This window comes from Pseudaeromonas pectinilytica, from assembly GCF_054780855.1.
This window is the reverse complement of the sequence record NZ_BAAGVN010000126.1, coordinates 1-11,544: the sequence shown is the minus strand read 5'-3', so window position 1 is coordinate 11,544 and position 11,544 is coordinate 1. Positions and strand designations below refer to the sequence as shown.

The window sequence follows — 11,544 nt, the reverse complement described above, 5'->3', positions numbered from 1 at the left end:
TGAAAACAGAACACTTGGAGAAGGTGCTGATTGCCGGATTATCCGTATCGCTCAAAAACTAGACACTCATGCGTTCGCCCTGATGGTGATGTACTGCTAAATATAACCGGCGCATCAATTGGACGCTGTGCGAAAGCGGACGAGAAAGTCATCGGTGGCAACGTAAATCAGCATGTCTGCATAATTAGAACGGATTTTTCTAAAGTTATCCCTGCCGTTTTGGTTGAACTTATAAATTCAAGTTTTGGTCAAAATCAAATCGACAGCTTCCAAGCTGGAGGCAATAGAGAAGGATTGAATTTTACTCAAGTAAGGCAGTTGAAATTTTCATTACCTACTACGGTTGTAGAACAAACCGCCATCGCCACTATTTTATCCGATATGGATAACGAGCTGCAGGCATTGACCCAAAAGCTGGAGAAGGCCCGCGCTCTCAAACAAGGCATGATGCAGCAATTGCTGACTGGCAAAATCCGCCTGCCGCTGGCGGCGGGGGCATAGACGGGGGCATAGACGGGGCATGAGTGCAGCCCAGTCGGATGACCGCCTCTGCCGCGAGCCTGGCCAGCGGAGCCACCCTGCGCCGGATTTGCTTGACCGTTGCTTGACTGGAGCGGTTGTTTTGTGCAGCTGTTTTTATTATGTTGTTGAAATATAAAAATTAATTCAATTCGGGTTGTTTGATGGTTGATTGCTAAGCGTGATTGGCTGTCAAACCGCAAGAGCAGCCCGGCATAACGCGCCAAGCAAATACCAGCCTATAGCTTGGTTGCCTTCTGGGGCTAAAAATGAAAACAGGATGCAGGTTAGCAGCCTCTAAAACTGAACCTCGGGATAGTGGTATGAACGTCGTAAGCCTGCGAACACCAGAAGTCATTGCCACCATGCAAACATTGCCGACTGGCATAAACCGTTTGGTGAAACACAGCGATATCGATAGGGAGTGTGCTCATGATTGATCAAGATCTGGCTCCGGTTTATACCCAGGCTCGTTTTTTTAAATGTGCCTTGCAGGTTAACCCCGCCCACTATATTGCCTATCGTGGGCAGCAGCAGGAATTATCCGAGGCAGAATACAATCAACAGTTACTGGCGGCGGCACTGGAAGTTGGAGTCAAGGTGATTGGCCTGGCGGATCATGGTTCTGTTGAGGGGATTGAATCGCTGCGGACCTTGTTTAATCAGCATGGGATTGTGGTGTTCCCTGGCTTTGAGATTGCCTCCAGCGAGAAGATCCACTTTGTCTGTTTGTTTGATGAGAGTCTTGCGAGTCAGGCTCTGTATGGCTATCTGGGTGCATTGGGTGTGGATAGGACTCATCCTGCCGCGCCGGTGCAAAAATCTGCAGCGCAGATTATTGAGTACATCAATGAGCAGGGTGGTTTTATTTTCGCAGCTCATAGCACCAACGATGACGGCGTACTTAAACGCAGGATGGATCATATCTGGCAACACAAGGGGCTGTTGGCGGCGCAGATCCCAGGCTCTGTAGAGGATCTCAAAAGTTTAGAGAGTGATTTCTATCGCAAGGTCTTTCTGAACAAAGAGCCGAACTATCGGCGAGAGCGGGAGATGGCAGCTATCAATGCCGCCGATGTAGCCAAACCGGACGATATTAAAGGCGATGGTGCATCCTGCCTTATCAAGATGACCCGTCCTTGTTTTGCCTCGTTTAAACAGGCTTTTTTAGATGCAGGATCTCGCGTGCGCTTGAATTCTGATAAGCCTGAAAATTTTGCATCGGGCATTGAGCGCGTACGTTTTGTGGGGGGGTACCTGGATGGGGTGGACATTTCATTTTCTGACCACCTGAATGCGGTGATCGGGGGCCGGGGCACGGGTAAATCGACGCTGCTGGAATGCATCCGTTTTGCGCTAGGGTTAGATCCATTTGGGAAATCAGCACAGCAACAGCACGATGCCATCGTTAAAAATAATTTGGGGCGGGAAAAGGGACTGGTTGAAATTCAACTGCGTTCGGCCGCTATGAATGGCCGTAGGTTCAAGATCAGTCGCAAGTGGGGTGATCAACCTGTCGTACAGGACGAGCAAGGCAATATCTCGCCCTATCAGCCGCGTGACTTGTTGCCAGGTATTGAGCTGTATGGGCAAAACGAAATTTACGAGATGACTCGCGATCCTCTCAGCCGTAACCGGCTTATAGAGCGTTTTTTAGATGGCGAGCATGAGCAATACGATGCCACCATTTCCAAGGCGCTGAATCGACTCAAAGATAACCGAGAATCCATCATTCGGGCGCTCGCGCAAAAAAGCGAGATAGAGGGCGATGTTGAGCGGTTGCCAAAACTCCAAGATCAAGCGAGCCAATTCCATGCTCTGGGGCTGGATGAAAAACTTAAAGTCATACCTAAGTTAGAGAAAGAGAAACAGCTGGATTTGCGGATACGAGAAGAGATCCATCGCTTGCAAGAGGCGGTGACCAATCTCAAAGACAGTCAGCCAGATCTGGCTTTTTTGAGTGACAGTGCGCTGGAATCTTTGCCTCACTCTGCACTATTACAGCAACAACGTGAGGCGTTAGAACAGTTGGCTCACGCTGTGATGCAGACCATAACTCATTTTGAAGTGCAAATCCGACAGTCAGGCGAGGCATTAGCACCCCTACAGCTACAGCTTCAGGAGGGCATTGCGGCCGAGGAACAAGCGCTTGAGGCTGCATTCAAGGAGATCCCTGCTGTGCAGGGTAAATCCGGCCGCCAGATTGGTGCCGAATATCAATCCTTGCTCAAACAGATTGAACAGATCCGCCCTAAACAAAGTGCATTGCAAACCCGTCAGGCACAGATCGATGAGCTTTATATTCAACGAAAAAAAATGCTGCTGGAGTTGGCTGAGGCGATCAGTGAACGTTCCAGCGCAATGCAAAAATCTGTAAAACGGCTGAACAAAAAGCTGGAGCAGAAAGTCAGGCTTGAATTGCAAAACGAAGGGGATCGCCAGCCGTTAATGCAGTTTCTTGACCAATGTAACCTGGATGGCGTGGGTTCCAAGCGTCTGGCTTGGGTGATGGAGGGGGAATTCTCTTCGGCTAATCTGGCTGCAACTATTCGGTTGGGAGAAGAGTCGTTAAGAGCGTCCAATTGGGGAATCACCCCTACGGTTGGTCAAGCGTTGTGCCGGTTGCCTGAGAGTTCTTTGCTGGAGATGGAAGAGCTGACTTTACCCGATACCATGGCCATATCGTTGAATGTGACTCATGGCTCTAGTGATGCGCACTTTAAATCGATAGATGAGCTTTCCACTGGACAGCAATGCACTGCGGTTTTGCATCTATTGCTTTTGGATAATCAGGACCCGCTGATCCTGGATCAGCCCGAGGACAATCTGGACAATGCTTTTATTGCTGAACGCATTGTGTCGGAATTGCGACGGGCCAAACTGACCAGACAGTTCCTGTTCGCTACGCACAATGCCAATATCCCGGTATTTGGTGATGCCGAATGGATTGGTGTACTCAGCGTCGAAGAGAACCGAGGACAGATCTTGCCTCATGAGCAGGGGGCTATCGATGTGCCCGAAATCCAGCGGCTAGCGGCCGATATTCTTGAAGGCGGTAAAAGTGCTTTTAATCAGCGCCGGGAAAAATACGGGTTTGAGTAAGCCATATATGACGCTCGGTATTTTCCGATGTCTGGAGAGTAAATCGACATGTTAAGAACAGAATTGTTAGAAATCATCGCCAGCGGGGAAAACTCAGGGATTGAGTTTAAACGCGATGATATTCGCCCTGAGCAACTGGCGATTGAGGTTGTGGCCATGGCGAACTTTCAGGGGGGTAAGGTGCTGCTGGGTGTTGAGGATGACGGCACCATCAGCGGCATTCAAAGAGCGGATCTGGAAGAGTGGGTGATGAATGTTTTCCAAAGCAGAATTCACCCGATGATTTTGCCTTTCTACGAGATAGTTCGACTAGATGACGAAAAGGCCGTTGCTGTCATCAGCTTTCCCCAAGGCATTTCGAAACCCTATGTGGTTCGGGATCGAGGGCGGGAAGATGTATATATCCGTGTCGGCTCCACTTCGCGAATTGCCACTCGTGAGCAGCAAATGAGGCTCTTCGAGCTGGGAGGCATGTTGCATACCGAGGTAATGCCTGTTCCTCGCACGGACATCAGTTGTTTGGATGATGCGCGGCTGTCGGACTACTTCCGGAACATTTTGCGTGATCCAGATGTTCCCGAAACCCAGGAACAATGGCAGACCCGTTTGCTTGGTTTGAGCTTTTTAACCGAAGCTGGGGGTAACATCTGCTGCACAGTAGCCGGTCTGGTACTGTTTGGCAAAAATCCGCGCCGCTATCTGAAGCAGTCAGGCCTGAGAGTGATGGCATTTAATGCCCCCGACAAAGAGTATCAGGCAGTGCTTGACGATATTCTGGATGGCCCCATGGTTGGCCGCTGGGATATTGAGGAGGGGGAACGGTGTCTAGTGGATGGTGGGTTGATTGAGCGATTTATTGAACAAATGAAGCCATTTATCTCTCAGGAGGCTGATCAGATCGATGCGGGGCTACGCCGGGAAACGCAATGGTTTTATCCCCTTGAAGCGGTGCGTGAATCTTTGATCAATGCCCTTGCGCATCGTGACTGGACCCGGTTTGTTGAAATCGAAGTAGTCAATTATTCAGACCGCTTTGAAGTGATTAGTCCGGGTGCTCTTAATAACTCAATGACGGTGGATAAGATGAAGGCGGGTCAGCGTTCTCCTCGCAACACCATAATCATGGAAGTGCTTCGTGATTACGGCTACGTCGATTACCGCGGCATGGGCGTCAGAACCAAGATTGTGCCTCTCACCAGGCAACTGACCGGCAAGGATCCCGAGTTTGTTGTGACGGATGATTACCTTAAAACCGTTTTGTATCGTTAGTGAAAACAAAAGGATTGTTAACGTGATAGTCGGCCAACGGGAGCGGGCAACCCAGAACCGCGTCATCAAGTTATTTCAAGCGGAGCTGGGCTATCGCTATCTGGGGGATTGGCATACACGGGAGAACAACCGCAATGTCGAGCCGGAGCTGCTGACCGCTTGGCTGGTGGGGCGAGGAGTGGACGCGGCGCTGATCCCCAAGGTACTCAGGCAACTGGATCGGGCGGCGAGCCTGGGCGAAGGGCGCATCCTCTATGATGCCAACAAGGAGGTCTATCGCCTGCTGCGTTATGGCGTGAAAGAAAAAGTCGGGGCGGGCGAGCAGAACCAGACCGTCTGGCTGATCGACTGGGCCAATCCGCAGGCCAACGACTTTGCCATTGCCGAAGAGGTGACGGTCAAAGGCGAGCATAAGAAACGGCCGGATCTGGTGCTCTATGTCAACGGTATTGCCCTTGGCGTCATTGAGCTCAAGCGATCTACCGTCTCTGTCTCCGAAGGTATCCACCAGAACCTGGATAACCAGAAGAAGGATTTTATCCGTAACTTCTTCACCACCATGCAGCTGGTGATGGCGGGCAACGACACCCAGGGGGTACGCTACGGCACCATTGAAACCCCCGAGAAATACTATCTGGAGTGGAAAGAGCCAGCCGATCCAATTCATTCCAACCATGTCGAGCAGCCGGGTGCCAATCTGCTGGACCAGCATCTGGCGCAGTTGTGCAGTAAGGCGCGCTTTCTGGAGCTGATCCACGACTTTATCGTGTTTGATGCGGGCACCAAGAAGACCTGCCGTCATAACCAGTATTTCGGCATCCGTGCCGCCAAGGCCTATATCCGCCGCCGGGATGGCGGCATCATCTGGCACACCCAAGGCAGCGGCAAGAGCCTGACCATGGTCTGGCTGGCCAAGTGGATCCGCGAAAATGTGACCGACAGTCGGGTGCTTATCATCACCGACCGTACCGAACTCGATGAGCAGATCGAGAAGGTATTCAGTGGGGTGGAGGAGGAGATCCTGCGCACCAAGAGCGGCGCCGATCTGGTGACCCGTCTGCATGCCCATAATCCTTGGCTGATCTGCTCGCTGGTACACAAGTTCGGTCGCACGCCTGAAGGCGAGTCGGATGACGAAGATGATGACAGCTCGGATGATTTTATTGCCGATATGCGCCGCAGTTTGCCCTCGGACTTCAGCCCCAAGGGCCAGCTGTTTGTGTTTGTCGATGAGTGTCACCGCACCCAGTCCGGCAAGCTGCATGGGGCGATGAAGAGCCTGTTGCCAGAGGCGCTGTTTATCGGTTTTACCGGCACGCCGCTGATGAAGCAGGACAAGAAAAAATCCATCGAGGTCTTTGGCCCCTACATTCACACCTACAAATTCAACGAGGCGGTGAGTGATGGCGTGGTGCTGGATTTGCGCTACGAGGCGCGGGATATCGATCAGCGGGTCAAATCCCAGAAGAAAGTGGATGAGTGGTTCGATACCAAGACCAAGGATCTCTCGCGGCTGGGCAAGCAGCAGCTTAAACAGAAGTGGGCCTCGATGCAGAAGCTGCTTTCCAGTCGTTCGCGGCTGGAGCAGATAGTGGCCGATATTCTGCTCGACTTCGAGCGCAAGCCCCGGCTGGCCGATGGTCGAGGCAATGCCATGCTGGTCTGCGCCAGCGTCTATCAAGCCTGCAAAAGTTACGAGATGTTCAGCCAGGCAGGTTTTGCTGGCAAGTGCGCCATCGTCACCAGTTACCAACCCAATGCCAGCGAGATCAAGGGCGAGGAGACGGGCGAGGGGCTGACGGAGAAGCTGGCCAAGTACAACATCTATCGCAAGATGCTGGCCGACTATTTCGAGCAGCCGGAGGATGAGGCGGCCAAGCGGGTCGAAGAGTTTGAAAAACTGGTCAAGCAGCGTTTTATCAAAGAGCCGGGCCAGATGCGGCTGCTCATTGTCGTGGATAAGCTGCTGACCGGTTTTGATGCGCCCTCAGCTACCTACCTCTACATCGACAAGAAGATGGCCGATCACAACCTGTTCCAGGCCATCTGCCGGGTGAATCGGCTGGATGGTGACGACAAGGAGTACGGCTACATCATCGATTACAAAGACCTGTTCAAGTCGCTGGAGAAGACGGTTAACGACTATACGGCCGAGGCCTTCGCGGGTTATGACAAGGAGGATGTGGCCGGGCTGCTCAAAGATCGACTGGCCCAGGCCAAAGAGGATCTGGATAACGCTCTGGAAGCCGTCCGTGCCTTGTGTGAGCCGGTGAAGGCGCCCAAGTCTCTGCCCGATTATCTGCATTATTTCTGCTGTGAGCAGGGTGCTGATGAAGAGACACTGAGCGAGAAAGAGGCATTGCGTCTGACCCTGTATCAGTTTGTGGCCAAGCTGATCCGCGCCTTTACCAATCTGGCCGGTGAGCTGGAGGAGGCTGGTTACAGCACCTCGCAGGCGGAATCGATCAAGCAGGAGGTCGAACACTTCGCCAAGGTCAGGGATGAGATCAAACTGTCCAGTGGCGATCTGGTGGATATGAAGCAGTTCGAGCCGGGGATGCGCCAGATGCTGGATCTGTGGGTGGATGCGGACCCCAGCGAGACGCTGATGGACTTTGAAGAGCTGGGGCTGTTGGAGCTCATTATCCAGCGCGGCCCGGAGGCGCTGGAAGGGCTGCCCAAGGAGATGCGCAAAAATCAGGAGGCGATGGCCGAGGCGATTGAAAACAACGTGCGCCGAACCATAGTCGATGAGAACCCGGTCAACCCCAAATACTACGAGAAGATGTCGGTGCTGCTGGATGAGCTGATCGAGCTGCGCCGCCAGCAGGCCATCTCCTACCAGGAGTATCTGGAAAAGGTCCGTGAGCTGGCCAAGCAGGTGAAACATCCGCAGAGCCATAGCCAGAGCGCCTACCCGGAGAGCATAGACACGGCGGCTAAGCGGGCACTGTATGACAATCTGGGCAAGGATGAGCTGCTGGTGGCCAAGATTGATACCGCTGTGCGCTATACCAAGAAAGCCGACTGGCATGGGGATCGCTTCAAGGAGCGGGAGATCGCTTTCGCGATAGCTGAAGAAATCAAGGATTATGAGGTGGAAGTGCGCGAGGTGATGGAGCTGGTCAAGGCCCAGAAGGAGTACCTGTGAGCGAGCAGATGCAGGTGGGTGAGCTGGTATTTCAGTTGCATCGCAAGGCGATCAAAAACCTGCACATCAACGTGCTGCCGCCCGATGGCTTTGTCCGGGTCTCGGCGCCGCAAGCGATGACCGAAACTGCTATCCGTACAGCGGTGATCTCTCGCCTGCCGTGGATCCGCCGTCAGCAACAGGCCTTTGCCGCCCAGCCCAGACAGCCTGAGCGGGAGATGGTCTCAGGAGAGTCACATTTTCTCTGGGGGCGTAAATACCGTCTCGATGTGGTGGAGCAGATGGGGCGGCATCAGGTTCGTCTGCAGAGCAACAACCGGCTGCAGTTGCTGGTGCAGCCCGGAACCAGCCTCGAGAACCGACAGGAGCTATTGCGGCGTTTCTACCGCGATGAGCTCAAGCAGCAGCTGGATACTCTGGTCGGCCCCTGGTGTGAGCGCCTCGGCATCGATATGCCGATATTGGGCGTGAAGAAGATGAAGACCATGTGGGGTTGCTGCAACACCCAATCATCCCGCATCTGGATCAATCTGGAGCTGGCCAAAAAGCCCCACGCCTGTCTGGAGTACATTCTGGTCCATGAGCTGGTGCATCTGCTGGAGCGGCACCACAACGAGCGTTTCAAATCGCTGATGGATACATGGCTACCCGATTGGCGCGAGCGCCGCAACTTACTCAACAACCAGCCGCTGGCGTTTGAAGAGTGGGTGTATTGAGTTTTGATGATGGTGGTGCGGTACTGTTAGGTATTTTCGTTATCACATATGAATAAATGGATGGTTCGGATGCAAGACAAACAAAAGGCAATTCTTGATGAAATAGTTAATATAAATAAGCAGTTTAATTGCTTAAGTGAACAATTAAATGTTTTAGTGTTTCACTGCAATGAATTGGTTGGTTTTAGAAATCAGATATCTGAATCTATCGAAAAACTAATCGTGGTTACTCAGCTATCTGTTGATAATGTTAGCGTTAACCCTGTTGCTGTTAACCAGGGATTTGATAAGCCTGATGGTTCGTTAGTCGCTATTAATAGTGATGTGTCTGCGGGAAATAATAGGTCTCAATGTTCACTAGAAGCAGAAGCAGAAGCAGAAGCAGAAGCAGAAGCAGAAGCAGAAGCAGAAGCAGAAGCAGATATTGAACAAAGAAATGTTGAACCAAACGCTCTGCTTTCATCCGTTCAGTTTCAGAAAGAATTTTTATCATTACAAAGTTTCTTGTTGAAAAATTATGGTGACTCTTTCACTTGTGGCGAGTTTTTAACCTTAACAGATATGCAATTATTAAGTTTGCCACATTTCGGGGTTGGGAAATTGGAGTTGGCTAGCCAGATGAAAAGATTGATTAAATCTGGCTCCGTTTCGAGTGATGAAATTTCCGATGATGGCTTATTTTCATGGCCAGATAGAGACGAGCTATCTGAGTGGGTTGTTAATTATGTATTATTAACTGAACCCCAGCGGAAATTAATGGATAAAGTTGCTAGGGATATAAATGTTTCTGTAAGTCAGCTGAACTTGGCTAATCTGATTTATGATGTCGATCCATCGCTAATGAAGGCGATTGTTGCCGGTGTTAAATTTAACCTGGTATATGAGGATCTCTTGGTTAACATTAAAGCTGAGTTCGATGTTATTTATGGGAAAACGGAGGATGAACTCAAGAGGTTTATTACTGGTGGGCGATTACTTGGCTATGTTGGCTCTCTGAATTTTACATCATTTGAAATGTCCAAGATCATAAGCAATGATCTTGATGCATTTTTAAGTAACGAAGATGAACGTCTGGTTAATATTGTGCGGTCCAGGTTTGGCATAGATGGAAATAAACGTAGCACGCTAGAGGCTATAGCAAATGTTTTGCCGGACAAATTAACCAGGGAAAGAGTTAGGCAGTTGCAAGTAGATGCAACACAAAGGCTTCTTAGCTCATTGAGTATCCAATCATCAAACATCTGGGCGAATGTTAGAAATAATGCTAGGCCCCAGATATCATCAAGTTATCCAGAGCTTGCTGCCAGATTTTCGGACGAAAAAGGATTTATTGGTTTTCTTGAAATGATTAGCCAAGCAGAAAAAAAAGAGCTTGATAATCTACTTCATCCTGATTGCTCTGTCGATTTTATCAATGACTTGGCAAAGCTTAATAAAGCACCTCTCCATCTATGCGATGTTATTGATAATATAAAAGAACAATATGGCTATACGGAGCAGCAAGCTATAAATGGGCTGTATGGATTACAAGAGCGAGGAGAGCTATCCATAGATGCAGATAATGTCTTCCCTAGATCCCTAAATAAACAAGAGGCATTTTCCCAAGCAGCATTATTTTTCCCTTTAGGAGCATCATTCAAAGACATCCATGCCTTGGCTAATGAACAAAACTATTGCAAGAGTATTTTCCCGTTGGATCGTCAGGATCATGGAGTATCCATGTCGGTTGATGAAGGCTTTGTGTATCTATCTGGTCATGGTACCTATCGACATACATCTTACCTTGAGTTTAGTGATCAAGATAAAGAGAGAGTATTAGCATCTGTTCAAAATGTATTGCAGGCATCATCGCGCAAAGGTATAGACACCTTGAATTTACGTGTTGATGTTTATGAAAAAGCTGGTTTGCCAGAGGACTATTTTACCGTTCGCCATATTGTTCGTGAATATGGTTTCGAGCGCAGTATATTTTTTGCGGGAAAATCTGGTGCTGATACAGTAAGCCTTGAACCAGAATTTAGTCTTAAAGGGCAAAAAGAAGCAATTGTTGAGATGTTCGAAAAAGATCCAAAACCTAGAACCAGGGGGGATATTGTCAATGTCATTCGCTCTCGTTCTTTTGGGCATGCAGGTTTTTACATAAGTGAGTTAATATCTGAGGGGCGTTTAGTTCGCATTGATGCGGAGCACTACGATTTGCCTCACATTGCGTTTGCAGATAAACCTGTGACTTTAATTATGGACAGAGCATCTGTAATTCTTCATCGAGCAGGTCGACCTGTTGAGGTAGGAGTTATCGCAGAGGAGTGCAATACTCGGCTTCATTTGGAATACCCTAAAGCTTGGTATATTTCACTGCTTCGTTACTATGCAGAGAAGTATAGGAAAAACTGGCATTTTTACCATAACATCGTTGCTGTTGAACCTTTAAACGGTATGAGTTTACACTCATGCGCTAAATCTTGGCTATCTAAAATAAGTGATGATGATGCAATAATTGATAATGTATATCGTGAAATAATGGCCGACAAAGCCCATATCCGCCAAGCTGTTCAGAATATTAGGAGTTCGTGTAATTTTGGCTAGTATTATTTTTATAATGAAGTATCTGTGGCTAAATAATGATTTGTAAATTTCAATATTTTTGCCATTTTGATACTTATTTACACACTCCCTAAGCTAAATTTGCCGGAGCCAAGGGGCGTTTTTGGCGCTGTTCCCTTTACGTGTTGTTGACTATTTTCACCCCACCCGATAACCAGGATTTTGCACTGTTGGGCTCTTGGT

Annotated in this window: 6 protein-coding genes; all 6 read left to right on the top strand. The window is 49.5% G+C overall.

Annotation, left to right across the window (positions count from 1 at the left end):
* Positions 1 to 30: 30 nt before the first annotated feature.
* The 6 genes from ACYVG7_RS09205 to ACYVG7_RS09180 all read left to right on the top strand — a co-directional run bounded on the left by ACYVG7_RS09205 (position 31) and on the right by ACYVG7_RS09180 (position 11,343).
* The gene (locus tag ACYVG7_RS09205) at positions 31 to 501 is read left to right on the top strand and encodes a restriction endonuclease subunit S (RefSeq protein ID WP_460882849.1); all 471 of its coding nucleotides are present in this window, start codon (positions 31 to 33) and stop codon (positions 499 to 501) included.
* 450 nt (positions 502 to 951) lie between these two features.
* Positions 952 to 3,621 (top strand): TrlF family AAA-like ATPase, encoded by a 2,670-nt coding sequence (locus ACYVG7_RS09200; RefSeq protein ID WP_460882848.1) that lies wholly within the window; start codon positions 952 to 954, stop codon positions 3,619 to 3,621.
* A 48-nt stretch (positions 3,622 to 3,669) separates the two neighbouring features.
* Complete coding sequence (locus ACYVG7_RS09195) at positions 3,670 to 4,890, top strand: RNA-binding domain-containing protein (protein ID WP_270672175.1); 1,221 nt, start codon at positions 3,670 to 3,672, stop codon at positions 4,888 to 4,890.
* 22 nt (positions 4,891 to 4,912) lie between these two features.
* The gene (locus ACYVG7_RS09190) at positions 4,913 to 8,041 is read left to right on the top strand and encodes a type I restriction endonuclease subunit R (RefSeq protein WP_460882847.1); all 3,129 of its coding nucleotides are present in this window, start codon (positions 4,913 to 4,915) and stop codon (positions 8,039 to 8,041) included.
* An 8-nt stretch (positions 8,042 to 8,049) separates the two neighbouring features.
* Positions 8,050 to 8,757, top strand: a complete 708-nt coding sequence (locus ACYVG7_RS09185; RefSeq protein ID WP_460882850.1) for a M48 family metallopeptidase — start codon at positions 8,050 to 8,052, stop codon at positions 8,755 to 8,757.
* 69 nt (positions 8,758 to 8,826) lie between these two features.
* Positions 8,827 to 11,343, top strand: a complete 2,517-nt coding sequence (locus ACYVG7_RS09180) for a hypothetical protein (protein WP_460882846.1) — start codon at positions 8,827 to 8,829, stop codon at positions 11,341 to 11,343.
* The last annotated feature ends 201 nt before the right edge of the window (positions 11,344 to 11,544 follow it).

What these genes read in the sequence shown, in the direction of transcription:
- ACYVG7_RS09200 (WP_460882848.1), top strand. Translation starts at nt 952, where the DNA reads ATGATTGATCAAGATCTGGCTCCGGTTTATACCCAGGCTCGTTTTTTT.
- ACYVG7_RS09180 (WP_460882846.1), top strand. Translation starts at nt 8,827, where the DNA reads ATGCAAGACAAACAAAAGGCAATTCTTGATGAAATAGTTAATATAAAT.
- ACYVG7_RS09195 (WP_270672175.1), top strand. Translation starts at nt 3,670, where the DNA reads ATGTTAAGAACAGAATTGTTAGAAATCATCGCCAGCGGGGAAAACTCA.
- ACYVG7_RS09185 (WP_460882850.1), top strand. Translation starts at nt 8,050, where the DNA reads ATGCAGGTGGGTGAGCTGGTATTTCAGTTGCATCGCAAGGCGATCAAA.